26 protein-coding genes and 1 other annotated feature are annotated in these 22,986 nt (G+C 48.2%); of the genes, 4 read left to right on the forward strand and 22 right to left on the reverse strand.

Annotated elements, in window-relative coordinates:
- Positions 1–75: 75 nt before the first annotated feature.
- A complete protein-coding gene (gene gndA, locus ACO53F_RS03380; RefSeq protein ID WP_070755075.1) occupies positions 76–1,521 on the reverse strand; it encodes an NADP-dependent phosphogluconate dehydrogenase in 1,446 nt (481 codons plus the stop codon).
- 191 nt (positions 1,522–1,712) lie between these two features.
- Between gndA and ACO53F_RS03385 the strand changes: the two genes are divergently transcribed.
- On the forward strand, positions 1,713–1,865 hold the full coding sequence (locus tag ACO53F_RS03385; RefSeq protein ID WP_143227627.1) for a DUF4044 domain-containing protein: 153 nt from the start codon (positions 1,713–1,715) through the stop codon (positions 1,863–1,865).
- A gap of 23 nt (positions 1,866–1,888) precedes the next feature.
- A complete protein-coding gene (locus tag ACO53F_RS03390) occupies positions 1,889–2,242 on the forward strand; it encodes a winged helix-turn-helix transcriptional regulator (protein WP_291427665.1) in 354 nt (117 codons plus the stop codon).
- Positions 2,243–2,316: 74 nt separating this feature from the next.
- On the opposite strand, the gene queA is transcribed toward ACO53F_RS03390, so the two are convergent.
- From queA to mreB, 20 genes are all read right to left on the reverse strand, one after another.
- Positions 2,317–3,351: a tRNA preQ1(34) S-adenosylmethionine ribosyltransferase-isomerase QueA gene (gene queA / locus ACO53F_RS03395; RefSeq protein ID WP_485137309.1), complete on the reverse strand. Its 1,035-nt coding sequence runs from the start codon at positions 3,349–3,351 to the stop codon at positions 2,317–2,319.
- Between the two features lie 8 nt (positions 3,352–3,359).
- On the reverse strand, positions 3,360–4,388 hold the full coding sequence (gene ruvB / locus ACO53F_RS03400) for a Holliday junction branch migration DNA helicase RuvB (RefSeq protein ID WP_291453904.1): 1,029 nt from the start codon (positions 4,386–4,388) through the stop codon (positions 3,360–3,362).
- Positions 4,389–4,401: 13 nt separating this feature from the next.
- Positions 4,402–4,989, reverse strand: a complete 588-nt coding sequence (gene ruvA / locus ACO53F_RS03405) for a Holliday junction branch migration protein RuvA (RefSeq protein WP_485137310.1) — start codon at positions 4,987–4,989, stop codon at positions 4,402–4,404.
- Positions 4,990–4,994: 5 nt separating this feature from the next.
- The gene (msrB, locus tag ACO53F_RS03410; protein WP_485137311.1) at positions 4,995–5,432 is read right to left on the reverse strand and encodes a peptide-methionine (R)-S-oxide reductase MsrB; all 438 of its coding nucleotides are present in this window, start codon (positions 5,430–5,432) and stop codon (positions 4,995–4,997) included.
- Positions 5,429–7,411 carry a DNA mismatch repair endonuclease MutL gene (gene mutL, locus ACO53F_RS03415; protein WP_485137312.1) on the reverse strand — a complete coding sequence of 661 codons (1,983 nt, stop codon included), beginning with the start codon at positions 7,409–7,411 and terminating at the stop codon, positions 5,429–5,431. Before mutL ends, msrB begins: the two co-directional genes overlap by 4 nt.
- Positions 7,412–7,442: 31 nt before the next feature.
- Positions 7,443–10,025, reverse strand: a complete 2,583-nt coding sequence (gene mutS / locus ACO53F_RS03420; protein ID WP_485137313.1) for a DNA mismatch repair protein MutS — start codon at positions 10,023–10,025, stop codon at positions 7,443–7,445.
- 18 nt (positions 10,026–10,043) lie between these two features.
- Positions 10,044–10,844: a TIGR00282 family metallophosphoesterase gene (locus tag ACO53F_RS03425; RefSeq protein WP_485137314.1), complete on the reverse strand. Its 801-nt coding sequence runs from the start codon at positions 10,842–10,844 to the stop codon at positions 10,044–10,046.
- A 112-nt stretch (positions 10,845–10,956) separates the two neighbouring features.
- Positions 10,957–11,466: a pantetheine-phosphate adenylyltransferase gene (coaD, locus tag ACO53F_RS03430; RefSeq protein WP_485137315.1), complete on the reverse strand. Its 510-nt coding sequence runs from the start codon at positions 11,464–11,466 to the stop codon at positions 10,957–10,959.
- A gap of 12 nt (positions 11,467–11,478) precedes the next feature.
- Positions 11,479–12,045 (reverse strand): 16S rRNA (guanine(966)-N(2))-methyltransferase RsmD, encoded by a 567-nt coding sequence (gene rsmD, locus ACO53F_RS03435; RefSeq protein ID WP_485137316.1) that lies wholly within the window; start codon positions 12,043–12,045, stop codon positions 11,479–11,481.
- Positions 12,042–12,425, reverse strand: a complete 384-nt coding sequence (locus tag ACO53F_RS03440) for a YlbG family protein (RefSeq protein ID WP_485137317.1) — start codon at positions 12,423–12,425, stop codon at positions 12,042–12,044. Before ACO53F_RS03440 ends, rsmD begins: the two co-directional genes overlap by 4 nt.
- Complete coding sequence (locus ACO53F_RS03445; RefSeq protein WP_485137318.1) at positions 12,415–13,686, reverse strand: FtsW/RodA/SpoVE family cell cycle protein; 1,272 nt, start codon at positions 13,684–13,686, stop codon at positions 12,415–12,417. The genes ACO53F_RS03440 and ACO53F_RS03445 overlap by 11 nt, the downstream gene beginning before the upstream one ends.
- 162 nt (positions 13,687–13,848) lie before the next feature.
- The gene (rpmA, locus tag ACO53F_RS03450; RefSeq protein ID WP_070755088.1) at positions 13,849–14,139 is read right to left on the reverse strand and encodes a 50S ribosomal protein L27; all 291 of its coding nucleotides are present in this window, start codon (positions 14,137–14,139) and stop codon (positions 13,849–13,851) included.
- Positions 14,140–14,152: 13 nt separating this feature from the next.
- Complete coding sequence (locus ACO53F_RS03455; RefSeq protein WP_485137319.1) at positions 14,153–14,497, reverse strand: ribosomal-processing cysteine protease Prp; 345 nt, start codon at positions 14,495–14,497, stop codon at positions 14,153–14,155.
- Between the two features lie 5 nt (positions 14,498–14,502).
- The gene (gene rplU, locus ACO53F_RS03460) at positions 14,503–14,811 is read right to left on the reverse strand and encodes a 50S ribosomal protein L21 (RefSeq protein ID WP_023391944.1); all 309 of its coding nucleotides are present in this window, start codon (positions 14,809–14,811) and stop codon (positions 14,503–14,505) included.
- 35 nt (positions 14,812–14,846) lie between these two features.
- Positions 14,847–14,918, reverse strand: a sequence feature (ribosomal protein L21 leader region).
- Between the two features lie 107 nt (positions 14,919–15,025).
- On the reverse strand, positions 15,026–16,543 hold the full coding sequence (locus ACO53F_RS03465; RefSeq protein ID WP_485137320.1) for an ABC transporter permease/substrate-binding protein: 1,518 nt from the start codon (positions 16,541–16,543) through the stop codon (positions 15,026–15,028).
- On the reverse strand, positions 16,536–17,267 hold the full coding sequence (locus ACO53F_RS03470) for an ABC transporter ATP-binding protein (protein ID WP_485137321.1): 732 nt from the start codon (positions 17,265–17,267) through the stop codon (positions 16,536–16,538). Before ACO53F_RS03470 ends, ACO53F_RS03465 begins: the two co-directional genes overlap by 8 nt.
- Positions 17,264–17,707 (reverse strand): MarR family winged helix-turn-helix transcriptional regulator, encoded by a 444-nt coding sequence (locus ACO53F_RS03475; RefSeq protein ID WP_485137322.1) that lies wholly within the window; start codon positions 17,705–17,707, stop codon positions 17,264–17,266. The genes ACO53F_RS03470 and ACO53F_RS03475 overlap by 4 nt, the downstream gene beginning before the upstream one ends.
- A gap of 119 nt (positions 17,708–17,826) precedes the next feature.
- On the reverse strand, positions 17,827–18,369 hold the full coding sequence (mreD, locus tag ACO53F_RS03480; protein WP_298076872.1) for a rod shape-determining protein MreD: 543 nt from the start codon (positions 18,367–18,369) through the stop codon (positions 17,827–17,829).
- Between the two features lie 2 nt (positions 18,370–18,371).
- Positions 18,372–19,208 (reverse strand): rod shape-determining protein MreC, encoded by an 837-nt coding sequence (gene mreC, locus ACO53F_RS03485; RefSeq protein ID WP_023391938.1) that lies wholly within the window; start codon positions 19,206–19,208, stop codon positions 18,372–18,374.
- A gap of 22 nt (positions 19,209–19,230) precedes the next feature.
- Entirely contained in the window at positions 19,231–20,253 is a 1,023-nt protein-coding gene (gene mreB, locus ACO53F_RS03490) for a rod shape-determining protein MreB (RefSeq protein ID WP_485137323.1), read from the reverse strand.
- 182 nt (positions 20,254–20,435) lie between these two features.
- Here mreB and radC point away from each other — a divergent pair, with 182 nt between their 5' ends.
- The gene (gene radC, locus ACO53F_RS03495) at positions 20,436–21,131 is read left to right on the forward strand and encodes a RadC family protein (RefSeq protein WP_485137324.1); all 696 of its coding nucleotides are present in this window, start codon (positions 20,436–20,438) and stop codon (positions 21,129–21,131) included.
- A gap of 211 nt (positions 21,132–21,342) precedes the next feature.
- On the forward strand, positions 21,343–21,546 hold the full coding sequence (locus ACO53F_RS03500; protein ID WP_023391935.1) for a cold-shock protein: 204 nt from the start codon (positions 21,343–21,345) through the stop codon (positions 21,544–21,546).
- 95 nt (positions 21,547–21,641) lie between these two features.
- Here ACO53F_RS03500 and ACO53F_RS03505 read toward each other — a convergent pair whose 3' ends face one another.
- Positions 21,642–22,961: a bifunctional folylpolyglutamate synthase/dihydrofolate synthase gene (locus ACO53F_RS03505; RefSeq protein ID WP_485137325.1), complete on the reverse strand. Its 1,320-nt coding sequence runs from the start codon at positions 22,959–22,961 to the stop codon at positions 21,642–21,644.
- Between the last annotated feature and the right edge of the window lie 25 nt (positions 22,962–22,986).

Genomic DNA, 22,986 nt, shown 5'->3' on the forward strand with positions numbered 1-22,986 from the left:
CAGACTACTCTCTCCTGCTTACTGCATATTCTAGTTGGTATTGTATCACAGTCCTATGGACTTGGCTAGACTATTTTAGTCTTCTAATTGCTCCTCACGACCTTGGTTCCAGTGGAAGTGGAAGGTCCCTGGGCGGTCTACGCGTTGATAGGTGTGAGCCCCGAAGAGGTCGCGTTGCGCTTGGATTAGGTTAGCTGGTAAGACTGGTGAACGGTAGGAATCATAGTAGGCCAAAGCACTTGAGAAGGTTGGCACTGGAATCCCTGCTTGAATAGCTAAGGTCACCACGCGACGTACTGCTGCTTGGTTGCTACCTAAGATATTGAGGAAGTAGTCATCCAACATGAGGTTGTCTAAATCAGGGTTCTTGCTGTAGGCATCGGTAATCTTTTGCAAGAATTTAGCACGGATGATACAGCCTGCACGGAAGATTTTGGCAATTTCGCCATAGTTGAGGGTCCAGCCGTATTCTTGGCTCGCTGCCTTCATTTGAGCGAAACCTTGCGCATAGCTGACAATCTTAGAGAAGTAGAGGGCTTGACGCACAGCTTCAATGATGTCTTTTTTATCTGCTTCCGATAGGTTAGCTTGGAAGTCTACCCCAGGAATGACTTGGCTGGCAGCCACACGTTCTTCCTTGAAGGTTGAGATGTAACGGGCGAAGACAGATTCCGTAATCAGAGACAATGGCTCCCCTAAGTCTAAGGCTGATTGAGAAGTCCACTTACCTGTCCCCTTGTTACCTGCCCGGTCCATGATCACATCTACCATTGGCTTGCCAGTTGCTGGGTCGACGGTTGCCAGGATTTGAGTTGAGATTTCCATGAGGAAGCTGTCCAACTCACCCTTGTTCCACTCGCCAAAGATTTGAGAAATCTCAGCCGCAGACAAACCAAGGACGCGGTGTAAGAGGTCGTATGACTCTGCGATTAACTGCATGTCACCATACTCAATCCCGTTGTGAACCATCTTAACATAGTGACCCGCACCATTTTCGCCAATGTAGGTCACACATGGCTCACCATCTTCTGGTGCTTTTGCTGAAATATCGCGCAAGATTGGCGCCACTAATTCATAGGCTGATTGAGGCCCACCCGGCATGATAGAAGGACCATGTAAGGCACCCTCTTCACCACCGGAAACCCCAGTCCCGACAAAGTTAATGCCTAATTCGGCCAAGCGTTCGCTACGGCGAATGGTATCCTTGAAGAAGGTGTTCCCACCATCAATGACAATGTCACCCTTGTCTAAGTGTGGCAAGAGTGCGTCGATGGTAGCGTCCGTTCCTCGGCCAGCTTGAACCATAAGAAGAATCTTACGTGGCGATTCAAGGCTGTTGACGAATTCTTCTACTGTGTAGGTCCCTACTAAGTTCTTACCTGGGTTTTGTTCCAAAACCTCAGTCGTTTTAGAGCCAGTACGGTTATAGAGTGAGACACTGTAGCCACGGCTTTCAATATTTAAGGCAATGTTACGACCCATCACGGCCATACCAACGACACCAATTTGTTGCTTAGTCATTGATCCAATTCCTCCAATTTGTCTTTTTACTTTTAACGGTCTTATTTTAGCATAAATGGACCTACGATTAAAGCTTTGCGCTTAATATGAGCCAGAAATAGCTGATAAATTCTGCTTATAGGTCAAAGGGATTGAAAGTCACCAGTCTTTGGGGTAAAATTAGGGCTGAAATTACAAAAGGAGGCGTCCTAATGTCGTCATTGCATGAGCGGAACTACCCGTCCGCCCCTAAAAAGAAAAAAAGCAAGATGGACCTGCTGGTCCGCGTTACAGCCATTCTCATGGTGCTCTTGATGGTCGGCACCCTAGTCGGCTCAGTCATCCTGTCATTCATTAACCGCTAATTCTATCATGTAAGGAGGTCGCCATGTCGCAAGTAGTCTACTATACGCCAGATTCTGAAATTAAGACGGAATGTGCCAGCGAAGCCTTGGCCCTTCTCCTAGGCAAGAAATGGGTGCCCCGCATCATTGAAATCCTCAGCCAGGGCCCTCAGCGCTTTGGCCAGCTCCACAAGGAATTGGATGGCGCCAGCCCCAAAATGCTCAAGCAACAATTAGCGCTTCTAGAAGCCAATGGCTTGATTATCAATCACAAGGAATCGCAAGCCAATCAAGTTAGCTCCACCTACTGCCTGACGGATACAGGCCAGAGTCTAGTGGCCATCATTAGCGCTATGAAGGACTGGGGCAGCCAACATTTACAATGTGACCATTCCTAAGGTTAGGACTATTTTATCCTAGCCTTTTTTGCTTGCCGTAATATAAAAGCGTCTCCCCAGGGAGACGCTTATTTTTATAGAATTAACATGGAATCACCAAAGCTGAAGAAGCGATACTCTGCCTCCACCGCATGCTCATAGGCTGCTAGGACTGCCTCCCGATTATAGAAGGCTGATACCAGCATGACCAAGGTAGAACATGGCAAATGGAAGTTGGTAATCAAGTGATCAACTACCTTAAATTCAAAGCCCGGCGAGATAAAAATCTGAGTCCAGCCAGAATCTGCTCGAACTTGACCATCAAATTTAGCGGCGATGGTCTCCAGGGTGCGGACACTAGTAGTCCCTACTGCAAAAATCTTGCCACCACGCGCCTGAACGGCCTGAATGGCGTCAGCTGAGGCTTGACTCAGTTGATAATATTCGGCATGCATTTCATGATCTTCAATGCTATCGGCTGAGACTGGACGGAAGGTGCCCAAGCCCACATGTAGGACTAGGGGAATAATTTCCACTCCCTTGGCCTTGATTGCCTCTAACAATTCATCGGTAAAGTGAAGCCCTGCTGTTGGAGCAGCCGCGGAACCATTTTCCTTAGCATAGACGGTCTGGTAACGATCTGCGTCCTCTAGACGTTCCTTAATATATGGTGGCAGGGGCATTTGACCCAGGAATTCTAGGATTTCTAGGAAAACCCCCTCATAGGAAAATTCAATAATCCGCCCCCCATGGTCCCCTTCAGAAACGACAGTGGCAGTCAGGCGACCATCCTCGCCAAAGACAATCTGGGTCCCTGTCTTGGCGCGGCGAGCAGGCTTAATCAAACATTCCCATTGATTGCCCTGGGTGTTGTTAAGAAGTAAAACTTCCAAGTGCCCACCAGTCTCCGGCTTGATACCGAAGAGACGGGCTGGAATAACCCGGGTCTCATTGACCACTAAGGCATCGCCTGGATTGAGAAAATTAATAATTTGGTCAAAGTGCAAATCCTGCTTTTGGCCCGTTTGGCGGTCCAACACCAATAAGCGTGAAGCTGCCCGATCCGCCAATGGCGTTTGGGCGATAAGGCGCTCTGGTAAGTGATAATCAAAATCTTTAGTTGTTAACATTTCTAGCTTTACTCTACTTTCTCTCTATCATCTGGGTTGGAATAGGCATAGCCTAGGTGCTCATAGGCCAAGGCAGTCGCCTGTCTGCCCCGCGGGGTCCGCTGAATGAAGCCATTCTGAACCAAATAAGGTTCGTACATATCTTCCAGGGTTTCGGTATCTTCACCAATATTGACGGCCAAGGTATTAAGCCCTACTGGCCCGCCACCATAAAACTCAATCAGACAGCTGAGAATCTTACGGTCGATAGCATCCAAGCCATATTGGTCGATTTCCAGGACTTCTAAGGCGGTTTGGGCCATCCTTAAGTCGACCACGCCCTGGCCCTTAACTTGGGCAAAGTCGCGCACCCGTTTGAGAATACGGTTGGCAATACGTGGTGTCCCCCGGCTGCGCAAGGAGATTTCCCGCGCCCCCTCAGAATCAATCCGCGTTTCGAAGACATCGGCAGACCGTTCTACAATCAGAGCCAATTCATCCGGTGTATAGAATTGCATGTGGGAGACAATACCGAAGCGATCCCGCAAAGGCTTGGACAGGGAACCCGCCCGTGTGGTCGCCCCAATCAAGGTAAAAGGCGGCAACTCAAAGTGGACTGGGTGAGCCGAAGGTCCCTGGCCAATAATAATATCGACAAAATAATCTTCCATGGCCGAATAAAGGACTTCTTCGATGACCCGAGGCAGACGATGGATTTCATCAATGAAGAGAATATCGCCTGGGCTTAATTCGTTTAGCAAGGCCAATAAATCACCCGACCGCTCAATAGCGGGCCCACTGGTCGTGTGGAGCCCCACCCCCATCTCATTGGCGATGACCATGGCCATGGTGGTCTTACCTAGACCTGGTGGCCCATAAAGCAAGACATGGTCCAAGGCCTCTTCCCTTTGCTTAGCTGCTTGGATATAGATGGCTATTTCGTCTTTGATTTTGGACTGACCAATGTATTCAGACAGGCGACTTGGCCGCAGACTGAGTAGGTTACCCTCGTCTTCCGGCTGCCAGTTACCCGACAGCATACGTTCATCATGAGACATGGTCGCCCCTCCTCTACTTTCTTAATAACTTGAAGGCTGCACTCAGCATTTCCTGAGTTGAAGACAGGCCAGCTTCTTGTAGTGGCTTTTCAACCCTCTTGATTTCCTTAGCCGAATAACCTAAGCCAGCCAAGGCTTCTAGGGCTTCTTCTAAATGTTGTTGGCTGACTGGAGCCACTGCTTGCGTTTGGGCATGAGCTTGGAAATCCAGATTGCCACCTAAGTCTAAGATCATTTGTTGAGCGGTCTTCTTACCCACACCTGGGAACTTGGTCAGGTAGGTAGAGTCCCCTGAATCAATGGCTTGAATTAAGCCCGCATGGTCGTCCAAGGCCAAGATGGATAAGGCACTCTTAGGACCGATACCCGATACCTTAAGCAAGGTATTGAAGAGTTGCTTCTCCTGGTAATCACGGAAACCATAGAGAGTCATAGCGTCTTCCCGGACCACTAATTCCACTGGACAGAGGACTTGCTGGTGCAATTCCCCCTGCCAACGGTAGGGATTTGCACACATCAGGCGATAGCCCACACCATTTGCGCTAATTACAAGATAAAGGGGCTGGATTTGGACCAGCTCCCCTTGGATAAATTCATACATTATTATTACTCCACGTATTGTTTATAGTCGCCATAGCCGGCAGCATCCATTTCTTCGTAAGGGATGAAGCGTAGGGCTGCTGAATTGATGCAGTAGCGTAAGCCACCTAGTTCCTTAGGTCCGTCCCCAAAGACATGGCCTAGATGGGAGTCTGCCTTGGCAGAGCGCACTTCTGTCCGCACCCGAGCCAGAGAGGCATCTTCTTTTTCGACAATTTCAGAGGCTTGGATTGGCTTAGAGAAAGCTGGCCAGCCACAGCCCGCATCATACTTGGCGGCACTTGAGAAGAGCGGCTCGCCACTGACAATATCCACGTAGATGCCCTTCTCATAAAAATCATCGTACTGACCACTAAAAGGACGTTCGGTGGCATTTTCTTGGGTTACTTTATATTGAATTTCATTCAAGCCCTTGATGGCTTCTTGATACTTTTCTTGACTCATAATTGGTGACCTCCTTGGTGTGGATCTTGAATCCGTTTGAATAGTTTTTCCAGGGTCTTGTCGGTAATTTGGACAAAGACTGGCCGGCCATGTGGACAGTGGAATGGATCATCCAAACCATCCAAGGCCTGAATGAGGTAGCTAGCCTGACTGTCGTCTAGGTAGTGGTTGGCCTTAATTGCGCCTCGGCAGGACTGCATAATCAGGGCTGCTTCCTTAATCTGGTTAATACTTAAATCTGGTTGCTTGACCAAGCGTTCGGTCAGATCTCGAACCGTCTGTTCTACCTCATGGGCCTTCAACCAGGTTGGATAAGAAGCCAATTGATAGGTCTTAGGGCCAAAGGCTTCTAAGACAATGCCAAGTTGTGCCAGTCTTGGTAAGACTTGGTCTAATCCTGCTAGCTCAGCTGGGCTAAAGTGGAAGAGATAAGGTAACAAGAGGGTTTGCTGGGTCTTGGTATCCATTTCCTGCTTCATAAAGGCCTCATAGCGAATCCGCTCTTGGGCCGCATGTTGGTCAATCAGGTAGAAGCCTTCTGGACTTTCCGCAATCAAATAAGTGCCATGAATTTGGCCGACATAGCGTAAGTGACCAAAGGATGGACGTAAGTCCTGACTAACACTTGATTGACTTGGTTCTTGGCTGTCAACAGACGCTGGCCCAGCTTCAAGCGGATGACTAGGACTAGGCTCTGAATCCTCAAACTTGCTTACTGGCTCCACTTGGCTATCTTGCCAATCAGGCGCTAGGTTTTCAGCCACCTGGCTGACTGGTACTGATTGAGCTGGCTGACTTGGTCGGCTTGCTTGGCTAGTCCTTAAGTTATCATCTTCATCATAAGCTGAGTCAAATGTCGACTCGCTCCCCTTACCGTCCAAATCTAAAGGCATGACTTGGCTTGCTAGAGGACCTTGAGGGCTGGCTTGCTCTGGTTGATGGAAGGGTCGGCCACCTGCCAGTTCTTGAACCTGGGCATTGGGCACAGGATTGAGACTGGCTAGACTCTCCACCACCGCCTGGGTCAGCAATTGACCTAGTTCGCTTTCCTTGCTGAGCCGAACGGTTTGCTTGGTTGGATGAACATTGACATCTACTAGACGAGGATCTAAGTCAATGGCAATGACGGCCAAAGGATAGCGGCCAATCATAAGTTGGCGCCCATAGGCTCGTAGCAAGAGCTCAGTCAAGGCATAGGAACGAACAGCCCGGCCATTGATCATCCAGTGGATATAGTGCTTGGAAGTCCGGGTCAACTGAGGTGGCGAGATATAGCCTCGAATCTTGAAGTCCAGATTCTCCGCCTCTAAGGCTATGAGCTGACGAGCTAGCGCCGGTTGATAGACATTAGCAATGGTCTGGCGCAAGTCTCCTGTCCCGAAGGACTGGAAGATAGTTTGGCCGTCATTTACCAAGTGGAAGCGAATGTCGGGATAGGCCATGGCGATATCCTGAATAAAGTTCAAGCTGTGCTTGAGCTCCGTCTTCAGACTACTCAAATGCTTAAGACGGGCTGGCGTGTTATAGAAGAGACTATCTACGGTCAAGGTCGTTCCCTTGCGGGCACTGGTCATGCCCTGGGCTTGCACCTGAGAACCGGCAATCTCAATATAGTGACCAGCTTTAGCTCCGGCCTGCATGGATTCTACCCGGACCTTGGCGACAGACCCAATACTGGCTAGGGCTTCACCCCGGAAACCCAGTGATTTGATTTGAAAGAGGTCATGGACATCATAGAGCTTGCTGGTGGCGTGAGGTAGGAAAGCCTTGGCCAAATCTTCAGCATCCATGCCTTCCCCGTCGTCAATGACCTTAACTTGCTGAATTCCTGCTTCCCTCAGTTCCACCCGAATGGTCTGGGCGCCTGCGTCAATGGCATTTTCCACAAGCTCCTTAACGACCGAAGCGGGACGTTCTACGACTTCACCGGCCGCTATCTGGTTGGCTAAGGCTTCTGGCATTTGTTGAATTTTGCCCATGAAATCCCTCCTTTCAATAACTTCTTAGAACTTACTTTAATTGATCTTGCATGTCTGCTAGGGCTTCTAAGGCCTGGAGTGGTGTTAATTGGTTAATGTCCAAATCAGCCAATTGCTTGAGCACTCGCTCTTGGTCTTCTCTCAGAACCTTAGGCGACGGCTTGGGCGCCGGTAGGTCGAAGAGCGAAAGCTGGCCGCCACTTTCTGGTTCTTGGCGTCTCAGCCATTGGCTGTTAGACTCCAATTCCTGCAAGACTTCCTGGCTTTGAACCAATAGAGATTGTGGCAGGCCTGCTAGTTTGGCGACATGAATCCCGTAACTCTTATCAGCAGCCCCTTCCAAAATCTTATGTAGGAAGACCACTTGGCCATTTTGCTCGGTGGCACCCACATGAATATTGCGTAAAACTGGTAATTTAGTCGATAAATCAGTCAATTCATGGTAGTGGGTTGAAAAGACGGTAGCGGCTTGCACTTCTTGAGCCAGATAATAAAGAATGGCTTCGGCAAGGGCCATACCATCGAAGGTGGCAGTCCCCCGCCCAATCTCATCGAAGAGCAGGAGCGAACGTGGTGTTGCTTCACGCAAGGCCACGTTGGTTTCCATCATTTCCACCATGAAGGTCGACTGACCACTGGAAATATCATCAGAAGCCCCAATACGAGTGAAAATCTTATCGACAATTGGCAGCTTGGCCGACTTGGCTGGCACAAAACAACCAATCTGGTTGAGAATGACGCAGAAGGCAATCTGCCGCATATAGGTACTCTTCCCTGACATGTTAGGACCTGTTAAAAGCAGCAGAGGCTGGTCTGGTAAGAGGACAAAGTCATTAGGCACAAAAGCAGCCTTACCGATTAATTTTTCTAAGGCTGGATGGCGACTAGCCTCCAGTTGGAAATGCTTGGCTTCTGCCACCAATTCCGGCTGGCAGTAATCTTCCCGCTCACTTAGACTGGCAAAGTTAGCCAAGACATCTAGGCTGGCAATCTGGCTAGCCAAGGCCTGTAAGTGGCTTGTATAAGCCGCAATGGCTTGGCGTAGTTCGGTAAAGAGTTGGTATTCTAACTGGGTGGCCTTTTCTTGGGCACCCAGGATGGTGGTCTCAAGTTGCTTGAGTTCCTCCGTAATGAAACGCTCCGCATTACTGAGGGTTTGCTTACGGATATAGCGCGGATCATCAAAGTTAGCTGATTGAAGGCGGCTCATTTCAATGTAATAGCCAAAAACCTTGTTGTAGCCAACTTTGAGGGTTTTAAGCCCTGTTCTATCGCGTTCACGTTGTTGCAATTCTGCTAACCATTGGTGGCCATTAGCCAAGGCATCCCGGTATTGGTCCAATTCCTCATGGTAGCCCGGCCGAATGATATTGCCTTCGGTCACTGATATTGGTGGTTCATCCGCTAAAACTGTGTCAATGAGCTGATAGAGCTCCCGAAAATCCGGCAAGCGCTCAAATAGCACCTGATTCTGGCTAGCATTGAGTCCGTCTAAAATCCGGTTAATATGCGGAATCTGACCAAGGGATTGGCGCAGATGGTCCACGTCACGGGCATTGGCAGTCCCCAGACTAATCCGCGTCACCAGACGTTCTAAGTCATAGACAGTCTCAAAGGCCGCAATTAAGTCCAAGCGTTCAAAATAGGCCGACATGAGTTGGGCGACCTGTTGGTGGCGCTGGCGCAAAAGGCCTTCATCAATCAGGGGCTTTTCCAGCCACTGATGCAGCATGCGGCCACCCATGGCCGTCTTGGTGTGGTCAATCAGCCAGAGCAGGCTACCTTTCTTACGCCCCGTTCTCAGAGACTTGGTTAATTCCAACTGACTTTTAGCAAAATGATTCATCTGCAGATAGTCAGCTAAGGCATAACGGACAACAGGCTGCAAATGACCTAGAGCTTGTTTTTGAATGCTGTAAAGATAAGCTAGCAGGAGATTCAAGAGGCTGGCTTCTTGAGGGCTGGCTTGGTCTAGCACCCACTGGGTCCCTACTTCCGTCTGGTCGGTCAGGTCAAAGCTAGACAGATAAATAGCCAATTGCTGGATAATTTGGTCTTTGAGCTCGGTATCCAGACTGCTATCGACTACTATCTCGCTTGGTTTGAGGGCATAGAGCTCGCTAAAGAGCTGGGCTTGTCTTGGTGTCTGGGTGACTTTGATTTCCCCAGTGGAGACATCAATGGCCGCCAGGTAGAAGGTCTGACCTTCCTGGCGCAAGGCTACCAAGTAGTTATTCTCCTTGACCTCAAGGGCTTCTTCTTCAATTAGGGTCCCAGGCGTAATGACTTGAACCACTTCCCGTTTTACCATGCCCTTGGTTAATTTAGGATCTTCCACCTGCTCGCAGATGGCCACCTTATTCCCCGACTCAATCAAACGTTTGATATAGTCTTTGGCGGAGTGATAAGGGACCCCACACATGGGAATGGGATTGTCAGCCTTCTTATTGCGAGAGGTCAAGGTAATTTCCAGTATCTTGGCAGCCTTAAGGGCATCGTCGAAGAACATCTCATAGAAGTCCCCCAAACGATAGAAAAGGAAGGCATCCGGATATTGGGCTTTAATTTCATGATACTGCGCCATCATGGGCGTCATTTTAGCTTCTGCAGCCACGGAGGGTGTCCTCCCTTCTTAATAGTATTTGCTTAGGGACTCCTGGGTCACCTGAATGGGAACAATGGACTTAGCAAGCCCTGTCTTATCATCTAAATCAATCAGACAGGCACTGAGCACCAATGGCCCCTTGCTTTCTTGAACTAGGCGTGTTGGCAACTGACTGGTGAAGCGCTGAATGACTTCCTTGGCCGTAAAGCCCAGGATACTGTCTTGAGCTCCTGTCATGCCAACGTCAGTCAGACTGGCAGTGCCTCCCGCTAAGACCTTGGCATCGTTGGTTTGAACATGGGTATGGGTCCCGACGACAGCCGAAACACGGCCATCTAAATAATGGGCCAGGGCCAACTTTTCGCTAGTCGCTTCCGCATGGCAATCTACAAAGATAAAAGGCGTTTGCTTACGGGCCTGATCTACTAGTTCATCAATCATGAGAAAGGGACTGGTGACTGGGTTCATAAAGACAGTGCCCAGGACATTTATGACCGCCACTTGATGTTGGTTATAGCGCACATAATGGATGCCCTTGCCTGGCGTAGCGGCTGGCAAGTTAGCCGGACGGACCAAAGGCTTGGCTCCTTCGATGAAGTGATAGAGGTCCCGGTTATCAAAGGCGTGGTTACCCAGGGTAATAGCTTCTACACCTAGGCTTAAAATTTGCTTGTAGAGTTTCTCGGTCAAGCCTCGGCCATCGGCGGCATTCTCCGCATTGACGATGGTTACTTGGGGCCGGTGGGTTTGCTTAAGATAAGGCAGATAGCTAGTTAAGGCCTCCATACCCGCAGTGCCCACAATATCGCCAACAAATAATAGCTTCATGGTCTCCCTCTTTCTCTTTTGACATCTCTTTTATTTTACCAATCCTTAGCCCTAAAATAAAGGAAAAAGGCGTCATTGCGCCCATTAGAAAAAAAGCGCTGAATCCCTAGATTCAGTCGCTTTCTTTACTTTGATACTTAGACTGGAGCGGACCAAGAAGGTTAGCAGGCACCAAACTGGTCAAATCGCCGCCATAGCTGGCAATTTCCTTGACCAGGCTAGAGCTAATGTGCTGATAGGCTGGCTGGGCTTGAAGGAAAATAGTCTCCATGTCAGGATTGAGGCCCCGATTGGCTTGGGCAATGGGTAATTCATAGACATAATCCCCTGAATGGCGCAGACCGCGCACTAGGCAAGTGGCCCCAAGTTCTTTGGCTAGGTCGGCCATGAGTTGGCCTTCTAGCACCTGGATTGACACATTAGGTAAATGACCCAAGCAAGCCTGCAAATGACCTAAGCGCTCTTCTAAGCTGAAGAGTGGCTGTTTGAGGGCATTCACTCCCACCACCACATAGAGACGATTGAAAAGGCGACTAGCCCGTTCAATCAAATCCACATGTCCCAAGGTAATGGGATCAAAACTCCCTGCAAAGAGGGCCACGGTTTCTTGTCTGTCGGCCATAGGCCTTCCTCCTTAATCCGCTTCTGGCATCCCGTAAAAATGAATCTGGGTTTGTCCATAGCGTTTGTGTTGATAGCGTTGATAGCCTGCAATAACTTCCGGCAAGTCCGTCACATCATCGGTCTCGCAGACAAGGGTCGTCTCTGTGCCAATTAAGTCTTGGGCTAGCAACCATTCCATATCCTCTACCAGTTTCTGCTTGGCATAAGGTGGATCCAATAAGACTAGGTCAAAAACCAAGTCTGCTTCTGAGACTTTTAGGCTTTGAAGACTCTTGCGATTGTCTCCAGCTAAAACCGTGAAGCGGTCTTCTTCCTTGGTCATGGCGATATTTTGCTTAATAGTCTGCAAGGCCGGACGGTACTTTTCCGTCATGACCGCGCGGTCCATACCGCGAGAGACCGCTTCAATAGCTAGAGCTCCACTCCCCCCATAGAAATCCAGGCAAAGGCCGCCATCAAAAAAGCCACCCAAAGATGAGAAGATGGCTTCCTTAATTTTGTCGGTAGTAGGCCGCGTGTTGAGACCTGGAACAGGCTTAAGTGGACGACTGCCATAACGTCCTGCAACTACTCTCATGCTGGCGCCCCACTCTCAGCGGCCGCCTCGTTCTTATCGAGCGAAGAGGCCAAATCAGATAAGAAATTATCCTTGTGTTGGCCGGCCAAGTTGCCCTTCTCGCTCTCTGGCTTGAGATCTGGGTCCTTGCGGTTAGGAATAGCATCCTTAAAGGTCATGTCGATGTCATCGCGCATGGAACCTTCCACCTTACGTACGAAGTGTAGGCGACTGAGTTGCTGGGTCACTTGGTCTACTTGATTGGCATTAACGTAGAGCACCACATAGCGTAGACGATCACTAATATAGTGGACATGACCATATTTTCGAATGTTCTTGACTTGTTTCAAGGAATAGAGCCAGACAATGAGCTCTTTACGCTTGACCATCTTAAATTCCATGATAGTTCTCCTTTACTTGCGAGACTTGCGCTTCTAAGACCCGCTTTTCTTCAATAATCATGACTTGTAAGACCCCGACCAACATCATGGTCAAGACCATACTGGTCCCCCCATAGGAGACAAAGGGTAAGGTAACCCCGGTCAAGGGCACTAGGCCAGATACCCCGCCGATATTGAGGCTTGATTGAACTAAGAGCAGACAGCCAACCCCGGTGAAGACGGCGCGTCGGAAAGTATCTTGACTCTTGGCCGCCCAACGGAAGCAAAGGAAAATTAAGAACGATAGTAGTAAGACTACCACGACTAGGCCCACTAGGCCTGACTCTTCCCCAATCACCGCCAAAATATAGTCCGTATGACCCGCTGGCAAGCCTTCTTGTTTGGTCAGGGAACGCCCAATCCCCCGACCAAAGAGGCCACCACGGCTGATAGCAATATAGGCGTTAACTAATTGGTAACCCGCTGCCTTGGCATACTTAAAGGGGTTAACAAAGGAACCAAAACGCCGTAATTGATAATGGTCACTGGTCGCTAGCTTATCCGCATTGGTATAAATCCAGGTGATAAGCCCGACACCTACTAATGCAAGTGCTAATAAAACACCTTTCTGGGTCTTGCTATTCATGATTAAGGCTAAGGCTACTAGCAATAAGGTAGCTGAAATAATCATAAACATCCCCATATCAGGCTGGGCGAAAATGAGGACTAAATCCAAGAGCATCAAACCGATGGAAATGACAGATTCATAGTCCATATTGGCAAACCAACGTTCTTTAGTTAGTAGCACTTCACGTCTTGACTTGACACAAAGAATGCCCATCAAGAGAATTAAACCAATCTTAGCCAACTCACCTGGTTGGAAGTTCAAGCCCATGAAGCTGAGCCAACTCTTGGCCCCACCACCGGCAACCCCGATAAAACGCGTCAGTAATATTAAGAAGGCAATCAGGCCATTGGCTACAAAGAGCCAGAAAGGCTCAATATAGAGTCGATAAGGCAGGCAAATAGCTACTGCCGATACCGCTAGCCCTAAGCCAATCCCAAACATTTGACGGCTAAGATAGTGCAAGGGCGTGGGAACTGTTGCCCCATTTTCTAATAAATATTGTGTTGAACTATAGACCATAATCAGGCTATAGACACTCAATAGACCGACAATCAAGAGTATCCACCAATCCATACGGCTGAAGTTATAACGAATCTGGGCCAAGAAGTGCTGTCCTGACTGCTTGGCATGATTCGGATGCTTTGCTTTTTGCATGCTGTGATAGGCCTCCCTACATAGTACACATATTATACCATAGGACTGAGCATGAAGAAACCCATAGCTACTCAAAAGCCCGGCAAATGGGCATAGAGCCAGATTTTACACTTAATAAGAAGCAAAAAAGAGGCTAGGACTAGGTCCTAACCTCTCTCATCATTAAGCTTCAACTGCTACTGGGTAGACAGAAACTTGTTTCTTGTCGCGACCTTTACGTTCGAAACGTACCACGCCGTCCACTAATGCGAACAATGTGTCGTCGCCACCTTTACCAACGTTTACCCCTGGGTGGATTTTAGTACCGCGTTGACGGTATAAGATAGAACCACCAGTGATGGTTTGGCCGTCAGCTGCTTTAGCACCTAAACGTTTTGCACGAGAGTCACGACCGTTAGAAGTCGAACCCCCCCCTTTTTTGTGGGCGAATAATTGTAAGTTTAATTTCAACATTCTCGAGCACCTCCTATTTTGCTTGGTTAATCTTCAAGTGTATAAACTCTGGATAATTGTCAGCAAGGACTTCCAAAGCATACACCAAATGACGCAATAAGACTTGCGCATCATGCTCCTGTTGCTTGTTAGAACAAGCCGGAACCGTCAGCTTCAAGTAGCCACCTGCTACCTCATCGACTTGGACGTCGTAGGGCAACCCGACTAATCGTTCAAGTGAATTCTCTACTGAGATAACCTGGCTTGATACTGCCGCACAGACAATATCCTCGCCATACTCCCCTGCACCGGCATGACCGGACAGTTCAAGTTGACGTATACCGCCTTTAGTATCCACTTGGCCTTTGATCTTAATCATAAGAATTAAGCGTTGATCGCTTCAACAACTAATTTAGTGTAAGGTTGACGGTGACCTTGTTTGCGGTGAGTGTCTTTACGACGTTTGTATTTGAAAGTCACGACTTTCTTAGCACGGCCTTGTTTTTCAACTTTAGCCACTACAGAAGCGCCTTCTACTAATGGAGTCCCAACTTTAGTTGATTCGCCACCTACTAAGACTACTTGGTCAAAGGTAACAGTTTCGCCTGCTTCTGCGTTGAGTTTTTCAACGAAGATTGTTTGACCTACTTCTACTTTTACTTGCTTTCCGCCTGTTTTGATAATTGCGTACATTCAAGCACCTCCTTTATTTTTCTTTCGGGGTTGTCCCCTGCACTTAGACTCGCCATGTTAAGTGGCCAAATGGCACTTAGACTCAACTTGCGCGGTTGCAGATGTGGTGCTACACATAAACAACAGTCATATTATAGACCATCCCGCTAGCAAAGTCAACTGCTAGAAGTGACTTCTTAGAAAAGTCCAAGTCCACATCTTCTAGTTTTTCCCCCTACTTAAGTAGGCCTTGGCGTAATAAGAAGTCATGGGCCACTTCCTTGGCTGATTTGCCTTCCACGTCAACTTGATAGTTCATGGTAGCCATCTCGGTTGCCGTAATCTTCTTATGGAGCTTGTTGAGGATGCCCTCTAACTCAGGATGTTGCTTGAGGGTTTCCTCCCGTAAGAGTGGCGCCCCTTGGTATGGTGGGAAGAGGTGTTTGTCATCTTGCAAGAGCTTGAGGCCATACTTGATAATCTGACTATCCGTCGAATACACTTCGATGATATCCAGCTTATCCAGTTCTAGCGCCTGATAACGTAAGGCCGGTTCCATGGTTTGAATGTTAAGATTTAGACCATATAGGGACTCTAGCCCTTTTTTACCATCAGGACGGTCATTAAACTCTAAGGAAAAACCAGTGCGAGCTGTCGATTCTACCTTCTTCAAGTCCGATATGGTCTCTAAGCCATGCTCCATGGCATAGGCTTCTTTGACCGCGATGGCATAGGTATTTTGGTAAGCCATAGGCTTGAGATAAACGAGCTTGTCCTGTTGGTAAATGCCATCCCGCGCTGCCTCATAGACGGCTTCCTGGTCATTGGTCACCTGCGGTGGATTGCTTAAAAGTGACGCCGTAATGGTCCCGGAGAATTCAGGATAGATATCGATACTGCCGGCCTTAAGGGCTTCATAGAGGAAGGAGGTCTTACCAAAGTTTGGCTTAACTTCGACTTGCAGGTGACTATCCTGTTCAATTAACTCCTTATAGAGATGAATCAAGATGTCAGGTTCTGCCCCTAATTTACCCGCAATAATCAACTTGTTGTTACCCATTGGCAGCAAATAAGGTTGGGCAAAGCTTGCCACCACTAAGATCGCTGTTGTTAAGAAGCTTAAAAGCAAGGTCTTAGGACGCCGCTTTGTCAGAGCGCCCAAAAGTAAGCTAATGACGACTGCCAAGAAGGCCGAGCTAATAGCCCCAATCAAGATTAAGGCTGAATCATGTCGGTCAATCCCTAGCAGAATGAGGCTACCCAAGCCCCCTGCCCCAATCAAGGCCGCCAAAGTGGCAGTCCCGATAATCATGACGGCGGCCGTCCGAATACCAGACATCATGACCGGCATAGCCAGAGCAAGCTGATACTTACGTAGTTTTTCCCAGCGCGTCATACCAAATGCTGTCGCTGCCTCTTCCAATTGAGGGTCTAACTCCCAGAAGGCAGTGATGGTATTTTGCACAATTGGAAAGAGCCCGTAAACCACTAGGGTCACAATGGCCGGCAGGGTTCCAATCCCAATAAAGGGAATCAGTAAGCCCAAGATTGCCAGTGAGGGAATTGTCTGCACAATCCCCGTTAACTGCAGCATCCAAGACGCCAAACGACGATAGTTAACCAGAATAATGGAGAGTGGTACAGCAATCAAAATGGCTAGCAAGAGAGCTGCTAGGGATATTTGCAGATGTTGCCAAATAGCCGTCTGCCAATCACCAAAACGATTAATAAAGACCTCTACTAAGTTATGCATGCTGCTCACCTCCCTTAAAGAATTGGGCGACTGTCTCATTGGCTGGTTCTGCTAGAATAGTGGCAGGAGCCGCCATTTGCAGAATCTGTCCTTCGTGCATGACGCAAATCCGGTCCCCTAATTTAAGAGCTTCCTGCATATCATGGGTGACGAAAACGATAGTCAGGCCTAATTCTTGGTGCAATTGCTTGATTAAATCCTGGAGCTGGGTCTTAGAAAGGGGGTCTAAGGCACTAAAGGGTTCATCCATTAAAAGCAATTGAGGCTGAGAGATGATAGCTCGCAGGATGCCTACCCGCTGCTGTTCCCCACCTGACAGTTGACTTGGATAACGGTCCTTATATTTGTCTGGCGCCAAGCCTACCTTAGTCATTAAGTCCTGGACGGCTTGCTGGCGCTTGGCCTTGGGCCATTTATTCATTTCAGGGATGAGTTCGATATTCTCTTCCACCGTTAAATTTGGAAAGAGCGCCCCCTGCTGGAGGACATAACCTGTATCCAGGCGCAAGCTTCTAAGGTCAAGGTCTTTAATGGCTTGATTATTCCGATAGATTTTGCCCTGACTCGGCTCAATTAGGCGGTTAATCATCTTAAGCGTGGTGGTCTTGCCACTCCCACTTTTACCAACTAAGATGAAAAACTCCCCTGCTTCAATCTCAAAAGTCAAATTATCCAGGGCGCGCGCCCCGTCAAATTCTTTACTCACTGCTTCAAATTTTATCATAAGGTCATCTCCTTCATTTGAGCCTCTAAGGCGGTCACATAGCGTGCGCTTAAGGCAACCAGTTGGTCCAATTCTTGCTCCGAAAAATCTGCCATTGCCGCCTCCTCCATGGCATCTAGGCGGCTGATAATAGGCTCAGCAAAGGCCAAACCCTCTGGCGTCAGGCACACCTTCTTCTGCCGCTTGTCTTTCGTGTTTGAACATAGGCTGACATAACCCTTGGCTAGCCAGCTCTTAATAGTAGCGTGGACTACCTGTTTGGTGGACTGGGTCTTCTCGGCCAGATAACCTTGAGAGCAGCCATTTGTCGAGTGATAGAGCCAGAGCAAGATGACCAGACTCTTACCTTGGAGGCCCACCCGGCGGGCATAGCATTCAAAGAGACACACTTGTTGGTCCCAGAGCCGTATATAGCGGCGATCTAGTGGTGATTTTGTCATGGTCACCCTCCTCCTTCAATTTACCTTATGACTAGCTTAGCATATAAGACAATAGTTAGTCAAAACATTTGACTATATTCGCTCATCAAAAAAACTCCGCGCTAAGCACGGAGTCAGTTTTAAACGATATAGTAATTCTCGTAACCTAACCAAGTCAGAATAGACCGGGTTGGGAAATAGAGGACAAAGGATAGGACCGTATTGAAAATCAAGGTCGGTACCAAGTTCTCCATGATAAAGCGACTCAAGGTCACCTGGGTATAGCCTGTCTCCCGATAGAAGACAAAGATAGCAAAGTCCAAGAGACTGATTAAGACGATAAAGAGCATAAAATGCACCAGCCCACGCTTAGGTAGGTAACGTTTAATTCGGGTCACACAATAGGCGATGAACCAATAGCCAAAGGCGAAAACCCCAATGATGGTCGTGTTATAGCTATCTGCAACCACCCCAAACAAGAGGCTATAGAGGAGGACTTCACGCTCACGGAAATAGAAAGCAAAGGTGATGACCCAATAGAGCATAAGGTGACTGACAATCCGCTGACTATCAGCCAAAAACTCAGCTGGGAAGATAGCTGGCAAGGCGGAATCGATGATAATGGAGAAGAAGAAGACTAGCGGGATAAACCAACGTAATTTGCGTTCTCTAGTTACCTTCATACTTACTCACTCCGTCCCTGACGCTTAATCACCGTCACAAAGCGGATATCTGTCATTTCACCGGCTGGCTTGATCCGAACCGTTTGGAAGAGACCGTAGTCATCCATCTTGGCTTCGGTTACTTCCCCGATTAAGAGTGAAGACGGCGTCACGCCCCCTAAACCAGAGGTCTGAACCAAGTCCCCTGCAGCTACTGAGACAGTAGGATCCACTTGAGTCATCAAGTATTCCTTAGTCTTGCGGTCATAGCCCGAGATAATGCCGTTGGCTGAACCAGACTTAATCTGAATGCTAGCCGCTACCTTACCGTCATTGGATTGTTCATTGGACAGGAGTAGGACCTTAGAGCTGGTTGGGTTGACTTCGATAATGCGGCCAATCAAGCCGTTACCTGACATAACCGACATATTCTTCTGGATTCCTTCGTTAGCCCCTACGTTGATGACCAGGCTCTCCATCCATTGATCTGGGTTACGAGCAATAACGGTCGCATGAACAGTGGTATATTCAGACAAGGACTCGGTCAAATTAAGCTCTTGCTTCATCTTGCCGTTTTCAGCCTCTAAATCGGCTACCCGTACTTGGAGTTCGTAAATCTTGTCGATTTTTTCTTTTAAGTGTTGGTTTTCTTCATGGGTGTTAATCAAGTTATCAACTGAATCCACGAAGCGCACAACCATGGAAACCGGCTCAGAAAAGAGACGGCCACCCCAGGCGGTCGCATCATTAATAGCACTGGTCACCGCATTGTTGGCCCCATTAATCATGGTATATGCGACCACGGATACTACTGCGATGGCAGACAGGAGTATCCAGATTAATTTCTTATTATTTAACATTCAAGTATATCTCCTTTTCTGCCTAACGTGCGTTCCGTTCTTTTTCTTTGGCTTGGTCGGTCATGGTCTTAAGCATTTTGCCCGCACCAATGGCTACAGCATCAATGGGCTGCTGACTCAAGTGAACGGGTACGCCCACGCTATCATGCAAGCGCTCAGGCAGGCGTTTCAAGAGGGCTGCGCCCCCGGTTAAGACAATACCATTCTCGCTAATGTCCGCAGCCAATTCAGGCGGCGTCACTTCTAGGACCTGGCGGATGCCGGTCGCAATTTGGCGAATGACTTCATCTAGGCCTTGGGCCACAACGGCTGCAGTCACTTCCTTGCTGTCAGGAAGACCTGTGCCCGAATTACGGCCTTTGACGACCAGGGTATCTTCTTTGTCATAATCAGCATAAGCGGCATTGCCAATGGATAGCTTCAAGTCTTCAGCTGCCTGGTCCCCAATCACCAAGTGATAATGGGTCCGCACTAATTCCTTAATGGCTTGGTTCATAGCATTGCCTGCTGCGCGTGAGGTTAAGGATTTGACCACTTCGCCATAGGAAATCAGGGCAATATTGGTAGTCCCCGCGCCAATATCGACTAGGAGATGGCCACGTGGTTCATAGATTGGCAAATTAGCCCCTACGGCTGCCGAGAAAGACTCATCGATAATCATGGCCCGGCCAATTCCTAGGTCCTTGAGGGCGTCCACAACGGCACGGCGCTCAACCTTGGAAATATTGCTAGGCACTGAAATGACCACCTCAGGCTTAGACAGACTGCGGTGGAGGGCCTTCTTGATGAAGAAAGCCAAGAGTTGTTTGGTCAAGGAAAAATCTGCGATGACCCCATCTTGGATGGGATGAATGGTTTCATATTTGTCGGACGTACGCCCAACTAAAGCCGCTGCTTCCTTGCCATAAGCCACGACTTCTTTGTTTTCTGAATTGATTGCGATAATAGAAGGTTCTCTTAACGCAATGCCCTTATTCTCAATGTAAATGATGGTATTAGCGGTCCCTAGGTCAATCCCTAAACGTTGCTTGCCGAATAAAGCCATTAAGATGTCCTCCTTCACTAAAATGATAGCTACAATCCATTATAGCAAAAAAGCCCCCTTCATTCTACTCTTGACCGTTGAAATATTTGAAATTTGCCTGACACGCCCCCGCCTTAAAAATCTTGGCCCTAAAAAATGCGAAAGCCACCCCTTTGGGCTATATATATATGAGGAGTGATTTTATGAGAAAAACCGTCAGCTACCTAAGAGAGCTACCTCCCGATAGCCTGCCAAGGGAACGGCTGGTTCATTTTGGTGCTAAGGCCCTATCTAACCAAGAGTTATTGGCCATCCTGCTAGGGACCGGCAGTCAGGACTTGGGAGTCTTAGACTTATCCCTGGCTGTCCTAACCCATTTTCGGGACTTGAGTGAGCTCAAAACAGCTAGCCTAGATCAGTTTGAAGCCATTAAGGGCATCGGACCCGTCAAGGCCATCCAACTTCAAGCCTGCATCGAGCTCGGCCAACGGATCGCCCAGAAGCGACCGCCTAAGTTGGGGACCTTAACCTCCACCAAGGCGGCTGGCCAGTGGTTGCACGATGCCCTCTGCGATATGCAGCAGGAGCACCTCATGGCCCTCTTCCTAAACAGCAAGAATCAGGTCATTCGCCAACAGATTATCTTTATTGGCTCAGTCAATGCTAGCGTGGCTCATCCTCGCGAAATCTTCAAGGAAGCCGTCAAGTATCCGACTGCCCGCCTCATCATCGCCCACAACCATCCCTCTGGGGATCCTGAGCCTTCTCAGGCTGACCTGCACTTCACCCAACGTATGATTCAATGTGGCGATTTGATGGGCATCGAACTGCTAGACCACTTCATTATTGGCCATGATGACTATGTTAGCTTGCGGGAAACGACTAAACTATTCCACTAAATTGTCCGTACAACCAATAAGTTGCGTCAGTATCTTTAAGAGATATGCATAGTATTTCCAATTATTTTTAGTATAACGCTTGCAATTTGTATAGTAAGTGCTATAATAAACTTATATTTTATGTTTAGTAAGATCGCGATGTCCCTATCACCTTCTAACGACGGCTAGAATATAATATAGACTGTGCGACAGCACAAGGAGGAATTGCATAATGGAGCAAGGTAAGGTAAAATGGTTTAACTCAGAAAAAGGTTTCGGTTTTATCGAACGCGAAAACGGCAACGATGTATTCGTTCACTTTTCTGCGATTTTGGGTGAAGGCTATAAAACCTTAGAAGAAGGCCAAGTTGTTAACTTCGAAGTTGAAGAAGGCGCTCGTGGTCCTCAAGCAGCAAATGTTGAAAAATTAGCTTAATGCCAATTAACACACAAAAAGCGATGGAACTTCCATCGCTTTATTTTTTTGACCAATTTCGGTACCGGTTTTTGTAATTTAATTTTATATATAATTTATTTCAAAAATTCCTTAACCTGACTAATAAAATAGAGAGACCCAGTCAAAATCAAGGCTTTTTTCGCTTCCTGCTGGCTAATTTGATAGTCAGCTAGCTTAGGCTGCCAGTCTAGGAAAGGCAAGACTGTTTGCGCCTGCCAATCCGCTTGGGTCATAGCACCAGGATAGTCAAAGGTCGACAGATAGACTGCCATCCCCTCTTCCGCCCACTTATTCAGATAAGCTAGGTGGCTAGCCTGGTCCTTGCGCTTGAGGCCAGCAAAAATTACCGTCACCTGGTAATCTGCCAAATCATGCGTCAGGAAGTCATCCAAGGCTTGGAGCCCTTGACTATTATGAGCACCATCAACCAAAATAAGTGGCGACTGACTTAAGCACTCTAGGCGCCCCTGCCAAATTACTTGCTCTAAAGCGGATAAGGCTAGATCCCAATGGATTTCCTTTTTCTTATTAATCATCCAAGCTTCAAATCCTGCCAAGGCTAGGGCTAGATTATCTCCCTGGTGCTGGCCCAACATGGCAATGGTCACCTGGTCAAAGTGTCGCCCTGATGGCAAAGTCACTTGCCAGCTTCGTTTACTTAGGCCTCTGCCTTCTTGCACAGGAGTAACATGGTAATCCCAGCCTAGTTGCATAAGCTCCCCCTGGAAGTTGAGATTAACCAGCATTTCAGGTAAGACTGCCAAGGCTTCTTGGGGTAGGCGCCCTAGCCCCACTATCTTAGTGCTTGGCTTAATAATGCCAAACTTTTGCTGGGCAATCTCTGCCAGACTATGGCCTAGTCGGTCCTGGTGATCAAAGCCAATGGTGGTAATCAGGGCCATATCAGCCTCCAGCACATTGGTGCAATCCCAGAGCCCCCCTACCCCTACTTCAATCAGGCAGACATCAAGCTGACACTGGCTAAAATAGACTAGCATCATGACGGTATAGAGTTCAAAGCCAGAGAGCGGACCCCAATCTTGGGCTATCAATTCTTCATTAAGCTCAACCATAGTACGGACCAATTCCACTAGTTTCTCATCCTCAATGGGCTGGCCGCTAACCATGAGTCGCTCGTTGAATGCCAAGATATGTGGCGAGGAAAAAGCCCCCACTCTCAGCCCTTGGCTGATAAACAAACCCTGTAAGTAGGCCAAGGTTGAGCCCTTGCCATTGGTACCAGCTAGTTGAATAATGCTTGGTAGAGACGCTTGTGGCTGGCCAAGAATGGTGAGCGCATAACGCATACGGTCAAAACCTGGTCTTAGCTGGTGACTGGTCTGCCGACTGAGCCAATCATGTGCGGCTTCAATACTTGTAATTTCTTGTCCCATGACATCCTCCTCTTAAGTCCTAACT

The organism is Abiotrophia sp., from assembly GCF_057275535.1.

Bases quoted from the DNA above. Each gene is read 5' to 3' on its own strand.
- ACO53F_RS03475 (WP_485137322.1), bottom strand. From the start codon at position 17,707: ATGACAAAATCACCACTAGATCGCCGCTATATACGGCTCTGGGACCAA.
- rpmA (WP_070755088.1), bottom strand. From the start codon at position 14,139: ATGTTGAAATTAAACTTACAATTATTCGCCCACAAAAAAGGGGGGGGT.
- ACO53F_RS03385 (WP_143227627.1), top strand. From the start codon at position 1,713: ATGTCGTCATTGCATGAGCGGAACTACCCGTCCGCCCCTAAAAAGAAA.
- queA (WP_485137309.1), bottom strand. From the start codon at position 3,351: ATGTTAACAACTAAAGATTTTGATTATCACTTACCAGAGCGCCTTATC.
- ACO53F_RS03425 (WP_485137314.1), bottom strand. From the start codon at position 10,844: ATGAAGCTATTATTTGTTGGCGATATTGTGGGCACTGCGGGTATGGAG.
- ACO53F_RS03440 (WP_485137317.1), bottom strand. From the start codon at position 12,425: ATGGAATTTAAGATGGTCAAGCGTAAAGAGCTCATTGTCTGGCTCTAT.
- ruvB (WP_291453904.1), bottom strand. From the start codon at position 4,388: ATGTCTCATGATGAACGTATGCTGTCGGGTAACTGGCAGCCGGAAGAC.
- ACO53F_RS03445 (WP_485137318.1), bottom strand. From the start codon at position 13,686: ATGCAAAAAGCAAAGCATCCGAATCATGCCAAGCAGTCAGGACAGCAC.
- ACO53F_RS03465 (WP_485137320.1), bottom strand. From the start codon at position 16,543: ATGCATAACTTAGTAGAGGTCTTTATTAATCGTTTTGGTGATTGGCAG.
- msrB (WP_485137311.1), bottom strand. From the start codon at position 5,432: ATGAGTCAAGAAAAGTATCAAGAAGCCATCAAGGGCTTGAATGAAATT.
- ACO53F_RS03500 (WP_023391935.1), top strand. From the start codon at position 21,343: ATGGAGCAAGGTAAGGTAAAATGGTTTAACTCAGAAAAAGGTTTCGGT.
- ACO53F_RS03455 (WP_485137319.1), bottom strand. From the start codon at position 14,497: ATGATTAAGATCAAAGGCCAAGTGGATACTAAAGGCGGTATACGTCAA.
- ACO53F_RS03505 (WP_485137325.1), bottom strand. From the start codon at position 22,961: ATGGGACAAGAAATTACAAGTATTGAAGCCGCACATGATTGGCTCAGT.
- mreC (WP_023391938.1), bottom strand. From the start codon at position 19,208: ATGTTAAATAATAAGAAATTAATCTGGATACTCCTGTCTGCCATCGCA.
- rplU (WP_023391944.1), bottom strand. From the start codon at position 14,811: ATGTACGCAATTATCAAAACAGGCGGAAAGCAAGTAAAAGTAGAAGTA.
- rsmD (WP_485137316.1), bottom strand. From the start codon at position 12,045: ATGAGAGTAGTTGCAGGACGTTATGGCAGTCGTCCACTTAAGCCTGTT.
- mreD (WP_298076872.1), bottom strand. From the start codon at position 18,369: ATGAAGGTAACTAGAGAACGCAAATTACGTTGGTTTATCCCGCTAGTC.
- coaD (WP_485137315.1), bottom strand. From the start codon at position 11,466: ATGGCCGACAGACAAGAAACCGTGGCCCTCTTTGCAGGGAGTTTTGAT.
- gndA (WP_070755075.1), bottom strand. From the start codon at position 1,521: ATGACTAAGCAACAAATTGGTGTCGTTGGTATGGCCGTGATGGGTCGT.
- ACO53F_RS03390 (WP_291427665.1), top strand. From the start codon at position 1,889: ATGTCGCAAGTAGTCTACTATACGCCAGATTCTGAAATTAAGACGGAA.
- radC (WP_485137324.1), top strand. From the start codon at position 20,436: ATGAGAAAAACCGTCAGCTACCTAAGAGAGCTACCTCCCGATAGCCTG.
- mreB (WP_485137323.1), bottom strand. From the start codon at position 20,253: ATGGCTTTATTCGGCAAGCAACGTTTAGGGATTGACCTAGGGACCGCT.
- ruvA (WP_485137310.1), bottom strand. From the start codon at position 4,989: ATGTATGAATTTATCCAAGGGGAGCTGGTCCAAATCCAGCCCCTTTAT.
- mutL (WP_485137312.1), bottom strand. From the start codon at position 7,411: ATGGGCAAAATTCAACAAATGCCAGAAGCCTTAGCCAACCAGATAGCG.
- ACO53F_RS03470 (WP_485137321.1), bottom strand. From the start codon at position 17,267: ATGATAAAATTTGAAGCAGTGAGTAAAGAATTTGACGGGGCGCGCGCC.